General features: G+C 69.9%; 13 protein-coding genes. 9 read left to right on the plus strand and 4 right to left on the minus strand.

Annotated features, from left to right (window positions below):
- Nucleotides 1-670 precede the first annotated feature (670 nt).
- From ACIPSJ_RS03965 to ACIPSJ_RS03975, 3 genes are all read left to right on the plus strand, one after another.
- Entirely contained in the window at nucleotides 671-7,000 is a 6,330-nt protein-coding gene (locus tag ACIPSJ_RS03965) for an RHS repeat domain-containing protein (protein WP_401343177.1), read from the plus strand.
- A 135-nt stretch (nucleotides 7,001-7,135) separates the two neighbouring features.
- Nucleotides 7,136-7,414 (plus strand): hypothetical protein, encoded by a 279-nt coding sequence (locus ACIPSJ_RS03970; RefSeq protein WP_401343179.1) that lies wholly within the window; start codon nucleotides 7,136-7,138, stop codon nucleotides 7,412-7,414.
- Between the two features lie 153 nt (nucleotides 7,415-7,567).
- Nucleotides 7,568-8,050: a hypothetical protein gene (locus tag ACIPSJ_RS03975; protein WP_401343181.1), complete on the plus strand. Its 483-nt coding sequence runs from the start codon at nucleotides 7,568-7,570 to the stop codon at nucleotides 8,048-8,050.
- A 4-nt stretch (nucleotides 8,051-8,054) separates the two neighbouring features.
- Here ACIPSJ_RS03975 and ACIPSJ_RS03980 read toward each other — a convergent pair whose 3' ends face one another.
- The gene (locus ACIPSJ_RS03980; RefSeq protein WP_359208656.1) at nucleotides 8,055-8,741 is read right to left on the minus strand and encodes a response regulator transcription factor; all 687 of its coding nucleotides are present in this window, start codon (nucleotides 8,739-8,741) and stop codon (nucleotides 8,055-8,057) included.
- On the minus strand, nucleotides 8,738-10,006 hold the full coding sequence (locus ACIPSJ_RS03985; protein ID WP_401343184.1) for a sensor histidine kinase: 1,269 nt from the start codon (nucleotides 10,004-10,006) through the stop codon (nucleotides 8,738-8,740). Before ACIPSJ_RS03985 ends, ACIPSJ_RS03980 begins: the two co-directional genes overlap by 4 nt.
- 132 nt (nucleotides 10,007-10,138) lie before the next feature.
- Here ACIPSJ_RS03985 and ACIPSJ_RS03990 point away from each other — a divergent pair, with 132 nt between their 5' ends.
- Nucleotides 10,139-10,705, plus strand: coding sequence for a methyltransferase domain-containing protein (locus tag ACIPSJ_RS03990; RefSeq protein WP_359208650.1), 567 nt, complete (start codon nucleotides 10,139-10,141; stop codon nucleotides 10,703-10,705).
- A gap of 61 nt (nucleotides 10,706-10,766) precedes the next feature.
- Here ACIPSJ_RS03990 and ACIPSJ_RS03995 read toward each other — a convergent pair whose 3' ends face one another.
- Together ACIPSJ_RS03995 and ACIPSJ_RS04000 are read right to left on the minus strand one after the other, a co-directional pair.
- Nucleotides 10,767-11,930, minus strand: coding sequence for an NAD-dependent formate dehydrogenase (locus tag ACIPSJ_RS03995; RefSeq protein WP_359208647.1), 1,164 nt, complete (start codon nucleotides 11,928-11,930; stop codon nucleotides 10,767-10,769).
- 190 nt (nucleotides 11,931-12,120) lie between these two features.
- Nucleotides 12,121-12,786, minus strand: a complete 666-nt coding sequence (locus tag ACIPSJ_RS04000; protein WP_401343187.1) for a TetR/AcrR family transcriptional regulator — start codon at nucleotides 12,784-12,786, stop codon at nucleotides 12,121-12,123.
- Between the two features lie 365 nt (nucleotides 12,787-13,151).
- On the opposite strand from ACIPSJ_RS04000, the gene ACIPSJ_RS04005 reads away from it, so the two are divergent.
- The 5 genes from ACIPSJ_RS04005 (at nucleotide 13,152) to ACIPSJ_RS04025 (ending at nucleotide 18,843) form a co-directional block, all read left to right on the plus strand.
- A complete protein-coding gene (locus ACIPSJ_RS04005; protein ID WP_401343189.1) occupies nucleotides 13,152-14,588 on the plus strand; it encodes an MFS transporter in 1,437 nt (478 codons plus the stop codon).
- Nucleotides 14,589-14,690: 102 nt separating this feature from the next.
- Complete coding sequence (locus ACIPSJ_RS04010; protein ID WP_401343191.1) at nucleotides 14,691-15,602, plus strand: M56 family metallopeptidase; 912 nt, start codon at nucleotides 14,691-14,693, stop codon at nucleotides 15,600-15,602.
- Nucleotides 15,603-15,870: 268 nt separating this feature from the next.
- Nucleotides 15,871-16,335 (plus strand): hypothetical protein, encoded by a 465-nt coding sequence (locus ACIPSJ_RS04015; RefSeq protein WP_401343193.1) that lies wholly within the window; start codon nucleotides 15,871-15,873, stop codon nucleotides 16,333-16,335.
- Between the two features lie 103 nt (nucleotides 16,336-16,438).
- Nucleotides 16,439-17,569: a PLP-dependent cysteine synthase family protein gene (locus tag ACIPSJ_RS04020; protein ID WP_401344559.1), complete on the plus strand. Its 1,131-nt coding sequence runs from the start codon at nucleotides 16,439-16,441 to the stop codon at nucleotides 17,567-17,569.
- Nucleotides 17,566-18,843, plus strand: coding sequence for an MDR family MFS transporter (locus ACIPSJ_RS04025; protein WP_401343195.1), 1,278 nt, complete (start codon nucleotides 17,566-17,568; stop codon nucleotides 18,841-18,843). Before ACIPSJ_RS04020 ends, ACIPSJ_RS04025 begins: the two co-directional genes overlap by 4 nt.
- Nucleotides 18,844-18,936 lie beyond the last annotated feature (93 nt).

Consider the following 18,936-nt stretch of genomic DNA (forward strand, 5'->3'; position numbering starts at 1 on the left):
AAGCGTCGACAGTTCCCCGTGCGATCGTCAACGTTTTGCAAAGCTCCCTTGATGCTTATTTGGTGATCCGTCGCGGTGATCCGTCGCGGTGACCCACTCGTGGCGAGGGCTGCGGGTTCCGGATTTGTTCGGGTGAAGCCGCGCCACCGTATGAGAATCGGCTATCCGACGTGGGGTTATGTGACCCGGATCACAGCATGTACATGCCTTGAATGTCTGGTTCTGCTGAATTTTGCGGACCTTCTTGGGTTCGTTTTTCCTCACTTCTTATTCATCTGGATTGAACCTTCATGTATTTATTTCCGTCATGCGATCGCCGCTGCGGCAATAGGCCGAGGCGGGTGTTCGATATTTCGGCATGTCGTCATGACGAGGGGGAGCCGTGTCCGGCAGACGTGCGTGCGGAAACAGCGGGGCGATAAGGGCGCGGTATCGGCGCACGGCCGGGAGGCTCCTCCTGGGGTGGGCCGCGGTGCTGGCCTGGTCCCTGTGCCTGAGTGTGGTCTTCGGTTCGACGGCGACCGCGCTGACCCTGTCCAGTACGACGGACGCCGCGAAGGCCACTGCATCGGCTGCGAAGCCGAAGGCGGATCTCGGCCGTTCGGTTACGGGGTTGAAGCCTGTTCCGCACAAGCGCGTACGTCTCTCCGGTGCCACTCGCCACACCGTCGTGCCGACCCGGACAGCGTGGCCGGCCGCCAAGGCGGGGACCCTGAAACTCGCGGCGCCGAAGCACTCGGCGACCACGGGCTCGAAGGCCACGGCGTCGGGAAGCCCGGTGTGGGCGCAGGCCGTAGCTCCCCGCAAGGGCGCCTACGCCGGCCCGACGACGCTGGGGGTCTCGGTCAAGTCGCGGTCGCTGTCCGCGCGACTGGGCATATCGGGCCCGGTCTGGTCCCTCGCTGCCGCCTTGGGCGACGGAACTGCCGCGTCTGGCTCGGGCCGGGTGAAAGTGGGCCTGGACTACGGCGCGTTCACCCAGGCCGTCGGAGGGAACTACGCTTCCCGACTGCGTCTGGTGGAGCTGCCCGCCTGTGCGCTGACCACCCCTCAGCTGGCGAAGTGCCGCGAGCAGACGCCTCTGACCTCCCTCAACGACCCCAAGAACACCGCCGTGTCCGCGGAAGTCACCTTCGACGCCACGAGCTCGGTGAAGGGCGCTGCCTTCACCGGCACCCACCGGACAGCGACATCGGCCGTCTACAACGGTTCGGCCTCCGAGTCGGCAACGGCGCAGACGGCCTCGACCTCCGGCGCCGCAACGGTGATCGCGGCTACCGACTCGACCGGACAGGAGGGCGGAGCCGGAGGCAACTACGCCTCGACCCTGTCCTCCGCGGGTTCCTGGGCCCAGTCGGGGTCCTCGGGTGACTTCACCTACACCTACAAGGTGGACGCGCCGGCAGCTTCGACGTCGCTGGCGCCGGACGCGTCGCTGTCGTACGACTCCGGCAGCGTGGACGGGAAGACGGCCAACACCCAGGCTCAGTCGTCCTGGGTGGGTGACGGGTGGAACACCCAGGACTCCTTCGTCGCGCAGGAGTTCACGCCGTGCTCCGACTCCCCTGAGGGCAGCGCTGGTTCGGTGACCACCTCGGACGAGTGCTACGACGGCCCGGTCCTGACCATGTCCCTCAACGGCTCCTCGACGTCGATCGTCTACGACAAGGACTCGTCCACCTACAAGTTGGCCGACGACAACGGCGCGACGGTCACGAAGGTGACCAGTTCGTCCAACGGGTCGGGCACCTACGACACGTCGTACTGGGTGATCACGGAGCGGGACGGCACCAAGTACTACTTCGGCCGCAACGAACTGCCCGGCTGGGCGTCCGGGAACGACACGACGAACTCGGTGGACTCCGAACGGGTGTACGCGGCCCACTCCAGTGACCCCTGCTACGACTCCACGGCCACCAGCAGCTACTGCACGATGGCCTACAAGTGGCATCTGGACTACGTCACCAGCGCCACCGGAGACGCGATGGCGTACTACTACAAGCAGGACACCAACTACTACGGCGCCCACAACGGGGACTCGCAGGTCAAGTACGTGCGCGACTCCTACCTCGCGCACATCGACTACGGCTTCACCACCGCCACCGGCCCGTACGGCACCGTCCCCGACAAGATCGTGTACGGCACGTCGGCGCGCTGCACCTCCACCAGCACCAACTGCGGCAGTGCGGAGACCTCTTCCAACGCCTCCTACTACCCGGACGTCCCCTACGACCTGATCTGCGCCTCCGGTGCCACCTGCAGCGCGCACGGGCCGTCGTTCTTCTCCACCGTCCGCCTCGCCTCGATCACCACCCAGCAGTACTCGGTCTCCTCCAGCGCGTATATGACGGTCGACTCCTACGCACTGACGCAGACGGAGCCGTCGACGGGTGATGCGACCAGCGCGACGCTGTGGCTGTCCCAGATCCAGCGCACCGGCTCGGACACCGCCGGCGGTGGTTCGACCTCGTCGATCGCCATGCCGGCGGTGAAGTTCACCGGCTCGGCCCTGGAGAACCGGGTGAGCACCGCCACCTACCCGGGCCTGTTCCGCTACCGCATCACGGCGATCACCAACGAACTCGGTGGCGTGACGGGCATCTCCTACACGCTGCCGACCGCCTGCTCGACCTCAGCCACGCCGTCCTCGAACACGGCCTCCTGCTTCCCGGAGTACTGGACGCCCAGCGGCTACATCAGCCCGATGCTGGACTGGTTCAACAAGTACGCGGTGCAGGAGGTCCTGGAGACCGACACCACCGGCGGCTCGGCGACCAAGGAGACCGACTACTCCTACAGCGGTGCGGCCTGGCACTACGACGACGACGAGAACACCAAGGCGAAGTACCGCACCTACGGCCAGTGGCGCGGCTACCAGAAGGTGACCACCACCACCGGCAACGGCTCCGGCGACGCGCAGACCAAGCAGGTCGACTCCTACTACCAGGGCATGGACGGCGACTGGCTCTCGTCCACCTCGACCCGCAACGTGTCGCTCACCGACTCCCAGGGCGGCAGCCACACCGACTCCCCGCAACTCAGCGGGCAGATACTGGAGTCCGCCTCCTACCTCGGCAGCGGCGGCAGCGTCGACCACTCCACGATCACCTCGTACTGGATCTCCGCGGCAACCGCGACCCGCACCCGGTCGGGGCTGCCGGACCTGACCGCGAACGCGACCGGCACCGCCGAGGAGTGGACCCGGCAGCGGCTGACGGACGGCGGTACGACGAGCTGGCGTTACAACGAGACCGACACCACCTACGACGCCACCCGCTCCGACGACGGCTTCGGCCTGCCGACCTACGAATACGCGCACACCGTGCCGGCCGACACCGACTACGACCGGTGCACCGCCACCACCTACGCCCCGGCCAACACCAGCGCCAACCTCGTCGGCCTGGTCTCCGGCACCGAAGAGGACTCGGTCGCCTGCTCCGGGTTCACCGAGGGATCCACATCCTCCGTTCCCAGCGGGCTCAACACCCTTGGCGCACCCGCCGGCGTCAACCGGCCCGACCAGGTGGTTTCCGCCACCCGGACGTTCTACGACGACACCACCTTCGCCACCACATTCCCGCAGGCCAGCGCCCCGACCATGGGTCTGGTCACGATGACCCGCAAGGCCACCGACTACGGCACGGGCGCCTTCACCTGGCGGACCACCGCGAAGAACACCTACGACAGCACCTACCACCGCCTGTCCGGCACCACCAACGGCAACGGCAACACCACCACGACCGCCTACACGGTCGACTCCGCCTACCTGACCACGGCGAAGACCGTCACCGAACCCACTGTGAGCGGGGTCGCCCACACCACCGGCGAAACCTACGACTCCGAGCGCGGCCTGACGCTGACCAGCACCGACGCCGACCATGTGGTGACCACCGTCCAGTACGACGCGCTGGGCCGGGCCACGTCGGTGTGGAAGAACTCCCGCGCCACCACCTCGCTGGCCAACCTCACCTACACCTACACGCTGTCCAACAGCGCCCTGTCGGGTGTGATCACCAACACCCTGAACGACAACAGCGGTTACCTCACCTCGGTGAGCATCGAGGACTCCCTCGGCCGCGCGCGCCAGACCCAGACCTACACCCCGCAGGGCGGCCGTCTGATCGACGACACCCTCTACGACTCCCGTGGCTGGACGGCCAAGAAGAACACCGACTACTGGGACTCCACCACCACACCGACCCTGTCCCTGAAATCGGTGGCCGACAACCAGGTCCCCATCCAGGACGTGTTCACCTACGACGGACTCGGCCGGCAGATCTACGACGTCTCAGAAAAGAACGGCTCGATCGCCACGACCACCACCACGGTCTACAACGGCGACGCCACCACCGTCATCCCGCCCACGGGCGGTGTCACCAAGACCACCCGCACCGACCCGCTCGGCCGCACCAGTGAGCTCGACGAGTACACCGCCGCGCCCACGCTGACCACGCCGCTGAACACCGCCACGGGGGACTTCTACGTCACCGGCGGCACCACCAGCGCCACCACCTACGGCTACGACGGCCACAACCAGCAGTCCACCACCACCGACGCCAAGCACCAGGTGTGGACGAACACGTACGACCTGGCCGACGAGGCCGTCTCCAAGACCGACCCCACGGCCGGCACCTCTGACCTGACCTACGACGCCGACGGCAACCTGTTGCAGTCCAAGGACTCCCGCGGCCAGTACGTCTCCTACACCTACGACGCCCTCGACCGGAAGACCGGCCAGTACGCGGCCGCCACCGTCGACCAGGTCGCCTACGCCTCCACCAGCTCACCGGGCAACCAGACCGCGGCCTGGGTCTACGACAACGCCAACACTGCCATCTCCGGCATGACCTACCCGGTCGGACACGTGACGACGGCGACCTCCTACAGCGGCGGCTACGCCTACGTCCAGCAGGCGGTGGGCTTCAACGTCTTCGGCGAGTCCCTGGGCGAGGAGACCATCATCCCGTCCGCCGCACAGGGCTCGGTCCTCGGCAAGACGTGGAAGATCACACACTCCTACACCAGCGTCAACGGGCTGCTGTGGACGGACGGGTACGCCCTCGGCGGCGGACTGCCCGCCGAGACCATCACCCACGGCTACAACAACGACGACGAACCAAACGCGCTAGCCACCACCGCCTACAGCTACGTGCAAAGCACCGCCTACAGCGCCTACGACCAGGTCGCCCAGGTCCAGCTCGGCTCCGCCAGCTCGTATGCCACCGTCACCGACGGCTACGACGCCCACACCGGGGATCTGAAGGACCAGCTCGTCACCCGTTCCACCACCACACCGGCCAGCGTCGACGAGACCGCCTACACCTACGACCTGTCCGGCAACATCACCCAGCAGACCGAGACCCGCTCCGGCTCCAGCAGTACGGCCGAGACCCAGTGCTACACCTACGACGCCCTCGACCGCCTCACCACCGCCTGGACCGCCACCGACAGCTGCAACGCGACACCCTCCAGCAGTGACCACAGCACCGTCGGCGACGGGATCAGCGGCGGCACGTACTGGACTAGCTGGACCTACGACGACATCGGCAACCGGCTCACCCAGACCCAGCACACCGTCTCCGGCTCCGGCAGCGACACCGTCACCAACAGCGCCTGGTCCAGCAGCCAGCCCAACACCCTGACCGGCACCACCACCACGGGCGGCTCCACCGGCTCGACCAGCTACGCCTACGACGACGCCGGCAACACCAAAACCCGCACCACCAGCACCGGCGACCAGGCCCTCAGCTGGGACAACGCCGAACAGCTGACCAGCGTCTCCAACAGCACCACCGGCACCACCACCAGCTACATCTACGACGCCGACGGCAACCTGCTGCTGCAGATCGACCCCAGCACCACCACCCTCTACCTCGGCAGCGAACAGATCACACTCAACGACTCCGCCGGCACCGCCACCGGCGTGCGCTACTACACCGCGCCCGGCGGGGCCACCATCGTCCGCACCGGAACCGGCACGAACTACGGCTTCGAGCTCGCCGCAGACCAGCACGGCACCAACAGCCTCTACCTCGACTACACCGCCCAGACCCCCACCTGGCGCCAGTTCGACCCCTACGGCAACTCCCGCGGCGCCACCACCACCTGGGCCGACAACCGCACCTTCCTCGACAAGACCACCGACACGACCACCGGTCTCACCGACATCGGCGCCCGCGAATACGACCCCACCATCGGCCGATTCATCAGCCTCGACCCTGTCTTCGAAGCCACCAGCCCCCAAGAACTCGGCGGCTACACCTACGCCGGCGACACCCCGGTCACCGAGAGCGATCCCACAGGCCTGGAATCCTGCTACCCGCACTTCTGCTCCGGCAGCAACGGCACGTACGGCACTTATCATTCCCAGAACGACCCCGCGTCGAAGGACTACAAGGGCTCCAGCCACTACTGCGACACGCACAATTGCAGCAGCAGTACAACACGCAAGAATTCCACGGGCACCGCACACAGCGACAGCAGTGGCACCACGCCCGCACACAAGCAGCAGAACCGCAACGCCGACCACGGATGGTGGTGGAAGAAATTCGATTACCTGAAGAGCTATTTCAATACCACCGGCGTGTGCGTAAACGGCAGTGCCTCAGTAGTTCTCGGCATCAACGCGAGCGCCTGCCTCATCCGGACCAGTTCACCCGAGGGCAAGAATGCTTGGGCAATCTCCGGCAGCTTCGAGGAAAAAGTAGGTCCCGATATCGGACTGGGCCTGACAGGAAATGGTCTGTTCAGCAACGCGGACTCCCTGCAACAGCTTCGAGGGGAAGGATCCGGGATCGATGGATCGTTCGGGCCGGTCAGGGGCGGCTGGCGCGGAACATACGCGACGAAGAATTCCAGAGGTGACACGGTGAACTCCATCGCCGGTGGTTGGGGTCTGGCAGAAGAATACGGCGCGAGTTTCGCATCAGGAACGACCGGTATCACCAGAATCGCCGATATACCGTCGAGTGTGGCTCATCTCTTCAAGTCCGTTTTCTAGACAGTACGCCGCTCGATAATCTGTAAGCTTGGCCTCCTGCGTCTCCGCCGCGATCGATGTGCGACGCAGGGGGCTGATACATTGGTGTGGTTCAGTAAGGCTCGGTATCCTGTGCGGACAGGAGCCGGTGATCATATGGGAGAATCTGTGATATCTGCCGTCGCATCGGCTGGCGCGTCCGCGGATTGGGCCGGTTTCAGTTTCAGGCTTGTCTGTATCATTGTTGCAACAAGCTTCGGTCTTCTCGTGGCATTCGATTACCGCAACTTCGGGCTGCGAGTCTACGATTTTCTGGGCCAGTTGACCTCCGCTGTCGGGAATTCGAGAATGACGCCGGACCGGTTCAGAGTCGTGGCCGGCATCATGTCTGTCGTCGGACTCGGCGCCCTCGTCTATCAGCTCAGTCACATCTGATCCTCGATCCAGTTGAAGACTGCGGGAAAGGGTGGCGTTCTGCTGCTGTCGGCCCGCTCCCGTCACGCCTGTGTCCGCTGCCCGAAAGGGCCTCGGGCTCGTCCCGTCGACCCTCGGTCCAGGTCTCGGTGGCACCCCGCCTAAGCTGCGGGCGTGGAGTACAGCGAGCTTGAGGGGGACGTTCTGCGGCTGGTCGTCGGGGCCACCGAGGGGGGCGTTCGTGCCTTCGCCGAGGAGACGGTCACTCGTCTGGTGCGACCGGAGCTGCTGCGCGATGCGGCCGAGGACGAACTCACCGAAGCGGCCCGGGCGGCACTGGCCACCGCCTGCGCGAACGTGCTGACCATCAGCGCCGCCGAGCTGCACGACGCGCTTGCGACGGTCTATGACGGCATTCTGGTCGAGGACGATCTGGACCTCGGAATCCTCACCGTCATCAGCGCGTTGGCGCACTGGCAGAGCTACCTGGAGCAGAACCGGCGCGGCGAGGTCTACGAACTCGCCATCCGTTCCATCGAGGACATCGACCACGAGGTGTCCGCGGATCTCGGCGACTTCCTCGCCACACCGCAGATGGCCGCCGAGTACGAGCGCATCCGCCGGCTGCTGGACCCTGGTGTGGGGCAGGAACCGTAGCTGTTCAGTCCCCGGCCTGTATGAGCCCGCTCTCGTAGGCGAAGATCACCGCGTGGATGCGGTCGCGGAGGCCGAGTTTGGTCAGGATGCGGCCGAGGTGGGTCTTGACGGTCGTCTCCCCGACGAAGAGGCGGTCGGCGATCTCGCCGTTGGCCAGCCCCCGGGCGACCAGGGCGAGGACTTCCTGCTCCCGCTCGGTGAGCGCGGCCAGGCGGCCGCGCTGGGCGGGCGCGGACGTGGGGGATCGCAGGACGAAGCGTTCGACCAGGCGCCGGGTGAGGGAGGGCGCCACCATGACCTCGCCCCGCAGCACCGCCCGGACGGTCACCAGGATCTCCTCGGCGGGGGCGTCCTTGACGAGGAAGCCGTTCGCGCCGGCGCGCAGGGCCGCGTAGGCGTACTCGTCGAGGTCGAAGGTGGTGACGACGAGGATCCGGGGCCCGTCCGGCTGCGCACAGAGGTGTTCGGTGGCGGCGAGCCCGTCCAGGCCGGGCATGCGAACGTCCATCAGGACGAGGTCCGGCTCCAGGGCGGCCACGCCGGCGATCGCCGCGTCGCCGTCGGCGGCCTCGCCCACCACGGTGAGATCGGGCTGGCTGTCGATGACCATGCGCAGTCCCATCCGGATCAGTTCCTGGTCGTCGCAGATCAGCACCCGCGACGGTGGCGGGGCGGGGGCCGGGCCGGTCATGGGGTCGCCGTGGTGGGGTCGGGCCCGGTGGGGCGCAGGGTGGCGGTGACCCGGTAGCCCCCGTCGGGTGTGGGCCCGGCGTCGAGGCTGCCGCCGTACAGGGCGGTGCGTTCGCGCATGCCGGTGAGTCCGTGGCCGCAGGAGCGCAGTGGGGTGGGGTGCGTCGGGGCGGCTCCCGCTCCGGCCGAGTTCTCCACCCGGACGCGGACCAGCCGCCCGGGCCCGTCGGTACCCGTGTCGACCCGTACGCGGATCGTGGCGTCCGGCGGCGCGTGCTTGACGACGTTGGTGAGCGCCTCCTGGACGATGCGGTACGTCTGGGCGGTGAGGTCCGCCGGAAGGCCGCCACGCTCTCCGCCGAGGTCCAGTCGGGCGCGCGTGCCGTTCGTGTTGAGGCGCCCGACCAGCCGTCGCAGATCGGCCGAGAGGGACTCGCCGGCCCCACCGTTGCCGGGGCCGGGGCCCGGGGCACCGGCCGAGGCGTCCGCGTCGGGGGTGCGCAGCACCTCAAGGAGCCGGCGCAGTTCGTCCAGGGCGTCGCGGCCGGTCGCGCTGATGACGCCGAGCGTGCGGTCGACGACCGTGGGGTCGGTGTGCCGCATCAGCCGGCCGCCCTCGGCGTTCAGCACCATCACGCTCACGCTGTGGGCGAGGACGTCGTGGATCTCGCGGGCGATGCGAGCCCGCTCCTCGGCGACCGCGACCCGGGCCAGGGCGAGGCGCTCCGACTCGGCGAGCGCGGCCCGCCGCTCGAACTCGGCGACATAGGCGCGCCGGGCCCGGACGTACTCGCCGAACACCCAGGCCCCGGCCAGCAGCAGCCCCACCGCGAGCGGGGTGAGCCAGGCACCGCGGGCACCCGGGCCCCCGTAGTCCCGCTGCCAGGCGGGAACCCACAGCAGTACACAGCCGGCGGCGCAGATCACCGTCGCCGCGGCGGCCCGGCGCAGGCCGCGTACGGTGAGGGTGGCCAGGACCGCGGCCAGGGCGACTGCCCCGCGTCCCGGTTCCTGTCCCCACACCTGTCCGAGGAACTGAGCCCAGAACGCGACCGTCACCAGGGCCGCGACGAGCACCGGCCGGCGGCGACGCCACAGCAGGGGCAGCACCAGGGCGGCGTACACGACCGCCTGTACCCAGACCGGCCGCCAGCCCGGCTGCGGGCGGATCACCGGGGGCACGGCGACCAGCACGACCAGCAGGACGTCCGTCAGCCACGGATGTCCGCGCCGCAGGCGGGGCAGGGTCTCGATCAGCCGATGCACCGCCTCACGCTACGACCGGGGCCCGCGCCCCGGCATCGTCCTGGCGGGCGTCACCGGGTCCTCCCGCAGTCGTACGGACACCGGCCGGGGATACGACGTGCGGCCACCCGGGGCGTTTCCACCATGGCCGCCATGTCGATCACCACCGAGTTCCTCAGACGACCCCTCACGACCGGTGCCGTGGCGGCCAGTTCACGACGGCTGGCGCACGCGATGACCGAGGGCATCGGCCTGGAACGGGCCCGGACCGTCGCCGAACTCGGCCCGGGGACCGGGGTGTTCACCGACGCGATCCTCGCCCGGCTCGCACCCGGCGCACGGCTGGTCGCCGTCGAGCTCAACCCGGTGCTCGCCGCCCGGCTGTCGGCCACCCGGCGCGACACGCGGCTGACCGTGGTGCGGGGTTCGGCGGCCGAGTTGGCCGCCGCGGTCGGCGAACCGGTCGACGCGGTGGTCTCCGGGCTGCCGTGGACGGTCATGCCGCGGATCCAGCGCGGGCACATCCTGGATGCCGTGACCGAAGTCCTCGCGCCCGGCGGCCGGTTCACCACCTTCGCCTACCTGCACGCGGCCTGGACCCCGCCCGCCCGTCACTTCGCCGCCGAACTGGCCCGCCGTTTCGACCGGCTGGAACGCTCAAGGGCGGTGTGGGCGAATCTGCCGCCCGCATTCGTGCACCGGGCCACCCGGCGGCCTTGACCGCGAGCGGACCCGCGAGAGCGAGGACCACGACGACCGCGCCGCTCCGGCTCGGCGTGCGTCATCCGGCGACCGTGTAGGAGCGCGCTCCCGTCCCGGCGAGCCCACCGCCGTCGACGATCAGGTACTCCGGACGGATGGGGCGCCCGTCGAACCAGCATTCCAGGATCTCCCGGGTACCGGCCGCGTAGCGGGCCTGCGCCGAGAGGGTCGAACCGGACACGTGCGGCGTCATCGCCTCGTGCGGCATGGTGCGCCAGGGATGGTCGGGCGGTGGCGGCTGCGGATACCAGACGTCACCGGCGTAACCGGCCAGCTGTCCGCTGTCGAGGGCCCGCACCACGGCATCCCGGTCGACGATGAGCGCGCGTGCGGTGTTGACGATGTACGAACCGCGCTTCATGGCACCGATCAGGTCGTCGTCGAAGAGGTTCCGCGTCTGCGGATGCAGGGGGGTGTGGATCGACAGCACGTCGACCGAGGAGGCCAGCGAACGAACGTCGGGATGCCAGGTCAGCTCCAGCTCTTCCTCGACGTTCTCGGGCAGCCGGTGTACGTCGCAGTAGTGCAGCGTGACGTCGAACGGCCTGAGGCGGCGCAGCACCGCCTGGCCGATACGGCCGGCGCCGAGGACGCCGACGTCCCAGCCTTCGAGGTCGTAGGAGCGTGAGACGCTGTCGGCGATGTTCCAGCCCTTCTTGGCGGTCACCCAGTCGTGGGCCGGCATGTAGTTGTGGACCAGCGTGAGGATCTGCATGACGGCGTGCTCGGACACGCTGATGCTGTTGCTGTAGGTCACCTCCGCCACCGTCATGCCGTGGTCGATGGCGCTCGGCAGGTCGACGTGGTCCGACCCGATCCCCGCTGTGATCGCGAGTTTGAGCCGGGGAGCGGAGGCGATCCGCTCGGGGGTCAGATAGGCGGGCCAGAACGGCTGTGAGATCACCACGTCCGCGTCGGGCAGCTCGCGGTCCAGGGTGGAGTCCGGCGCTTCCTTGTCGCTGGTGACGACATAGGTGTCGCCCCGGTCCTCCAGGAACCGGCGTAGTCCCAGTTCTCCGGACACGCTGCCGAGGAGCTGCCCCGGGGTGAAATCCACGGTTCGCGGGGTCGGCGTCGTCTGACCGCCCGGATATCCGGTGATGACCGGAATCTCGGCGCGGGCGTAGTCGGGAGGATAACCACCCGCGGGGTCGGGATAGAGCACCGCAAGGATCTTTGCCATGGCCGTCCTCCATCGATGGGGCCGCCGCTCAGGCTGAACCGGCCGGCTACCGATGATCTTGAATTTTAGTCGCGTCCGCGTGGGCGGTGCAATCCCGACGGATGCGATGGAAGTGGGCCGGTGGACAAGGACGCGGATATTCGATGAGGCCTCCGCGGCGGGAATTCGGGCGGCAGTGTGTGCCGGTCCGCTACGCCCGGGTCGGGTGTGGTGCGTAGCGGCCGAGGAACATGTCGACGCCGCTGATGAGCAGGCGTTCGGTGAGGTCGTCGTCGATGCCGGTGCCGTACGTGCTGAAGACCAGGTGGGGGAAGGGCAGCAGCGAGTAGAGCTGGAGGACCGCGACGTCGATGTCCGGGATGTCGAGGCGTCCTTGTTCGGTGAGCTGTCTGAGCGTCTCCGAGACCGCGGGGTGGTGGCGGTCTGGGCCGGCCTGGTGCCATGCCTCGCCCAGTTCCGGGAAGCGGCGCAGTTCGCGGGCGACGAGGTTGCGCAGGGCGAGGACGTCCGGATTGCCGCGGGTGCCCTCGATCCAGGCCCGGCCCGTGGCGACGAAAGCCTCGGCGAGGTCGTCGGCGCCGGTGATCCGGTCGATCGCCTCGGTGAGGGTGCCGCCGAGCGGGGCGTCCAGCGCGTCCTTGACGACGCCGATGAACAGGTCCGCCTTGGTGCCGAAGTGGTTGTAGACGGTCACCTTGGACACGCCCGCCGCGTCGGCGATGGCCTCGACGCTGACGTCGAACCCGTCCCTGAGGAACAGCTCGCGGGCCGCCTTCACGATGGCCCGGCGTTTGGCTTCGGCCCGTGGTCCGGCGGGCGGCTGTTTGGCGGGTGGCACGGCGTTCTCGGGACTCATGGCAGGAGTGTACGCGCATCTGAACTGAACGGTTGAGTTCATATGAACTGTGCCGTACAGTTCAATTCTCGTGGAGGCGCGACGGGCCGTGTGCCCGGACCGGTCGCATTCCGCGGACATCCGTTCGCCGAGCCCGGGGGAGGGCCGATGCCGTCGGTGACCCGTTCGGCCATCGCGCCGCGGCACGCCGGTGCGCCACTCTGCGGAACTCCGTTCGTCCTCGCTGCACGGTCCAGGGCTCCCTCGGACGCCCTGCCTGTCCCGCCGCGTCAACTGCCGGGCCGGGCGGGAGAGTCCGCCGCGGCCCACCGTTCCCCACTCGCCGGTACGCCCCGCGCGCGTACCTCCCGCACGGAGGAGTCGTCATGAGCCACCCTCACCGCACCGCGGACGCGGAGCACGCGGCGCCGTCACACGGGCCGTCGGTGCCGCGCCGCCGGCTGATGCTCACGCTGCTGTGCCTGGCCCAGTTCATGCTCATCCTGGACGTCACGGTGGTGAACGTCGCCCTGCCCGACATGGCCGCCGACCTCCACCTCGGCAGGGAGACGCTCACCTGGGTCGTCACCTCCTACACGCTCTGCTTCGGCGGTCTGATGCTGCTCGGCGGCCGGCTCGCCGACGCGATCGGGGCCCACCGCACCGTGCTGGCCGGGCTCGCGGTGTTCACCGGGGCCTCGCTGGTCACCGGACTCGCCACCGGCGCACCCGTGCTGCTGACCGGACGGGTCTTCCAGGGCGTCGGCGCCGCGCTGCTGTCCCCGGCGGCCCTGTCCCTCGTCACCACCAGCTTCCACGGCGAGGAACGGAACAAGGCGCTCGGCGTGTGGGCCGCGATCGGCGGCACCGGATCGGCGGTCGGCGTGCTGCTCGGCGGCGCGCTGACCGCCGGCCCCGGCTGGGAATGGGTCTTCTACATCAACGTCCCCGTCGGCGTCCTGGCCCTCGCGGCCCTGCCCGCGCTGCTGCCGCGCCGTACGCCCCGGCCGGCGCGGCTCGATCTGCCCGGCGCCGTCCTGGTCACGACAGGCACCGGAGCACTGATCTACGGTCTGGTGAAGGCCGGGGACACGGGCTGGGGGAGCGCCGGTGCCGCCCTGCCGCTGCTCGGCGCCCTCGTCCTGTACGGCGCCTTCGCCGCCGTGGAACGCACCAGCCGGACCCCGCTGATGGACCTGCGGATGCTCACCCGGCGCCCGGTCGTCGCGGGCGCGTTCCTGATGCTCGTCGCCACCGCCCTGCTGATCTCCTTCTTCTTCCTCGGTTCGGTCTACCTGCAGCGGTTGCGCGGCCTCAGCCCGCTGAGGACGGGGCTGGTGTTCCTGCCGGTGGCCGTGGCGACCGGGATCGGCGCCCACCTCGGATCCCGGCTGGTCGGACGGATCGGCAGCCGAACCACCGCCGTGGCCGGCATGGTCGTCGCGGCGGGCGGCAGCCTCCCGCCGGCCTGGCTGTCGGCCGACGACAACGTGTACGCCGGACTGCTGCCCGGCCTGGTGACCGCCTCGTTCGGCCTCGGCGCGGTCTTCGTCACCGCCACGACCACGGCACTGGCCATGGTCGCCGACGAGGAGGCGGGACTGGCCTCGGGGGTCGTCAACACCTTCCACGAAGTGGGCGGTTCGATCGGCGTGGCCGTGATGTCGACGGTCGCCGCGGCCGGTATCGAGCACGGGGCGGTCGGCGGTTTCACGGACGCCTTCACGCTCGGCGCGGTCGCGGCCGCGGCGACCGCGCTGGTCGCCGTGGCGCTCGTACCGCGCGGAAAGCCGCGGACGACCGGAGGCCCGCACGTCCACTGAGACCCAGGCGAGGGCGCCGGCCGGTTTCGTGGAACGGATGAGTACGGTGGAAGTGGAGGCGCTACGCTCGGCGCTCCGAGCGGTGAAGAGGCGGAGCAGCGCATGATCACAGCCGCGGGGCTGGCCGGATACGCGGTCCTGGTGGGTGCCGTGGCGCCGCCCCTGCTGGCCAGGGCCCCGTGGGCGCACCGGGCGCCGGCTGCCGCGGTCCTGGCGTGGCAGGGACTCATGGCCACGTTCGTCGTCGCCACCGCCCTCTCGGTGTACCACGTGGTGACGGCCGAACAGCATGTGCACGAGGGGGTGATCGGGCTGCTCACCGCGTGTGGACTGCCCGCGGACGCCTCCTCGGCGGGCGGCGCGCCGCCCACCTTCGACGACGTCCTGGCGATCGCGGCACCCGTCGTGGTCGTCCTGCTGCCGGCCGGATGGCTGGTCCGGTGCGCCTGGCGGGCGCGACGTGCCCGCGACCGGCAGCTGGACATGCTCACACTCGTCGGCGAACCCGCGCCCGAGCACGGCGCCACGATCGTCCACCACGGCGTTCCCGCCGTGTACTGCCTGGGCGGACGCCGCGCCCGCGTCGTCGTCACCAGCGGTGCGCTGGACCTCCTCACCGAGGAGCAACTGCGCGCCGTACTGGACCACGAGCGCGCCCACATCGCGGGCAGGCACCACCTGTTGAAGATCCTGGTGGACGCGTTCTCGCGCGCGTTCCGCGGTCTGCCGCTCGCCCGGCACGCCAAGGAGCAGACGAACCTGCTGCTGGAGATGGTCGCGGACGACCGTGCCCTGCGGCATCACTCCAGGGCGGTGTTGGCGACGGCGATGTGCGAGGTCGCGGCTGGACGAGCGCCGACGGCGGCTCTGGGGGCGGGCGGGTCGGGAGTCCTCGTCCGGCTGCGGCGCGTCCTCGCACCGCAGCCCCGGCCGCACCGCGTGGCCCGGCTGGGCATCGTGGTGGCCACGGTCGTGGCTCCGCTGCTGCCCCTGACGGTGGCGTGCGTGCCATGACTCCGACAAGGCCCGCACCGGAGTCCCGTCCCGGGTGGTGAGCGCGGGGCCGATTCGGGCCGCCGGGCGCGACCCCGCCGGGGTGACCGCGACGAGCCGGGGGACAGGCGGGCCCCTGCTGCCGGGCTCGCGACACCGCACGCACGGCGATCACGGCCTCGTCCGGGACGGTGGCCGGATACGCGTGCCCGCGCCGTGGCCTCCGGCTGGCTCACCCATATGCGGATGAAAGCTGCCGCATCGTGACGAGATGCTTACCATCTGTCGCATGCCGCAGGAATCTGCCGGCTGCGCGAGGGTGCGCAGGCCGGCCCTCGCCCTCCTCGTGGGTCTGGTGCTGATGCTCCTGGCCCACGCTGTCGCGTGCGCCGCGGACCTGGACGACGGCCATCCGCACGCGACGACCGCGGCCGCGTCGGCCGCGCATCCGGAGGCCGGAGCGAACAGCCCGCGCTCCGCGTGGGTGGTGGCGGACTGTGCCTCGGACCACGGGGCGGACGAACACGACGGGCACTGCACCCTGTGCTGCGATCCGGCCGACCGGCCCGCCGGCCCGCGGGTGCCCGCGCAGACCCTGGTCCTGGCGCTCACGCTGCTCGCGCTGCTCTCCCTGCGGCACCGCGTGGTGGATCCCGTGCCGTCGGGCGGCCCGCCAGGGGGCGGGGACCCGGCAGCCGTGCCGTGTTCCGCCGGCCCCCGTCTGCTGAACCTGGTCTGCGTCAGCCGTACGTGACCGTGCCGCCCGGCGCGCACCGCCGGGCCCTCCGGCGCGCCCACCCGTACGGCGGACACGCGGCCCCAGCGCGAGCGGGGCCGCGAGAGGACCCCACATGAGCATGAGCACTGCCCTGCGCGACGTCACGTCGCACGACATCACCCCGTTCCTCGCGGCACACGAACTTCCCGAACCGGCCGGGGCACCGCGACGCTCACCGGCCGGGCTGGTCGGCAACACCCCCGTCCTGTGGATCGGCGAGCCCTTCAACCCGGCGGGCCGCGGCTTCTGGGCGAAACTGGAGGGCGCCAACCCCGGCGGCATCAAGGACCGCCCGGCGCTCCACATGGTGGCCGCGGCCCGCGAACGGGGCGCCCTCCGGCCAGGGGCGCCGATCGTCGAGTCCACCAGCGGCACCCTCGGCCTCGGCCTGGCCCTGGCCGGGATCACGTACGGCCATCCGGTCACCCTCGTCACCGATCCCGGCATGGAGCCGCTGATGGTGCACCAGTTGCGCGCGCTCGGAGCGCACGTGGACGTGGTCACCGAGCCGCGTCCCGTGGGCGGCTGGCAGGAGGCGCGCCGCGAGCGCGTGCGCGAACTGCTCGCCCGTACCCCGTCGGCCTGGTGTCCCGACCAGTACAACAACCCCGACAACGTCGCCGCCTACGCCTCGCTGGCCCTGGAACTCATCGTGCAGCTCGGACGGATCGACGTCCTGGTCGCGGCCGTCGGCACCGGCGGCCACTCGGCGGGCATCGCCCGCACCCTGCGCGGCTTCACCCCGGAACTCAGGCTCGTCGGCGTCGACTCGGTGAACTCCACCGTCTTCGGCCAGCCCGCCGGACCTCGTCTCATGCGCGGCCTGGGCAGCAGCATCCACCCCGGCAACGTCGACCACGCGGCCTTCGACGAGGTCCACTGGGTGGCCCCGGGGGAGGCGGTGTGGGCCTGCCGCCGACTGGCCCGCGGCCACGGTGCCGGCGGCGGCTGGAGCGTGGGCGCCGTCGCACTCGTCGCGAACTGGCTGGCCCGGACCGAACCGGAGCGGACCCGGATCGCCGCGATCTTCCCCGACGGCGTGCACCGCTACTGGGACACCGTCTACAGCGACCGGTTCTGCCGCGCCCACGACCTCGTCCGCGGCCACCCCGCCGCCGAGCCGGACGAGATCGCGCACCCGGGCGAGCGCACGGTGGAGCGATGGACCCGCTGCACCGACGTCACCGTGCCGGAAGGGGCGGCGCGATGAAGTCCCTTGCCGCGCAGTTCCGTTCGTTCAACGGATGCAGCAGGCTGCTGATGATCCAGCAGTTCACCATCAACACCGCCTTCTACATGCTCATGCCCTACCTCGCCGTCCACCTCGCGGACGGCCTGGGCCTGGCCGCCTGGGCGGTCGGCCTGGTACTCGGGGTGCGCAACTTCGCCCAGCAGGGCATGTTCCTGGTCGGCGGCACGCTCGCCGACCGGCTCGGCTACAAGCCCGTGATCGTGACCGGGCTCGTCCTGCGGACCGCCGGTTTCGGGCTGCTCGGCTTCGCCGGGTCACTGCCGGCCCTGGTCGCGGCGTCGGCGGCGACCGGGTTCGCGGGCGCTCTGTTCAATCCCGCCGTCCGTGCGTATCTGGCGCAGGAGGCGGGGGAGCGGCGCGTGGAGGCCTTCGCCGTCTTCAACGTCTTCTACCAGGCCGGGATGTTCGTGGGCCCGCTGGCCGGACTCGCCCTGCTGTCCGCGGACTTCCGGCTCGTCTGCTCCGTGGCCGCCCTGCTCTTCCTCGCCCTGACGGTGATTCAGCTGCGCATGCTGCCCGCCCACGGGGGCACATCGCGGGCCGACCGCGGCGGGGTGCCGGCCGACTGGCGCACGGTCGTCGCCAACCGCCCGTTCCTGCTCTTCGCCCTGGCCATGATCGGCTCGTACGTCCTGTCCTTCCAGGTCTACCTGGCACTGCCGTTGCAGGCGCACCGCGTCGCCCCGGACCGGGGCGACGCGGTGACCACCGTCCTGTTCGCGGTCTCGGCCGCGGTCGCCGTGGCCGGCCAGCTGAAGATCACCGCATGGGCACGGGCGCGCTGGTCGTCCCGGCGCGCCATCGTCTACGGCATCACGCTCATGAGTACGGCCTTCCTCCCGCCGCTCGTCGACACCGGTGCGGCGACCGGGACCTCCGGCCCGGCGGCCTGGGCCGTGGTACTGGCACCGCTGTTCGCGGCGGTGGTCCTGCTGGGCCTGGGCACGGCGATGGTCTACCCGTTCGAGATGGACACCGTCGTCTCCCTGGCCGGCGGACGCCTCGTCGCCACCCACTACGGGCTGTACAACACCGTGGCCGGTCTGGGCATCACGCTGGGCAACCTGACCACCGGCGCCGTCTGGGACGCCGCAGACCGTCTGGGACGTCCGGAACTGACCTGGTGGGTGCTCGCGGCGACGGGCGCGTTCTGCGCCGGCTGCGTCGCACTGCTGGCGCGCTCGGGTCGCCTGGCCGCATGTCCCGGACGGGAGCTCACGGCGGTGACGTAGTGAAGGGGAGCGGCAGAGGTCTCGCCGTACGCGTCTCCTGTGCCTGAACGGTTCGCCGTCCACTAACGTACTAAGGGCATCAGTAGATAGCTC

Origin of the sequence: Streptomyces sp. NPDC090088 (assembly GCF_044747345.1) — a bacterium.
Taxonomy (GTDB): Bacteria; Actinomycetota; Actinomycetes; order Streptomycetales; family Streptomycetaceae; genus Streptomyces.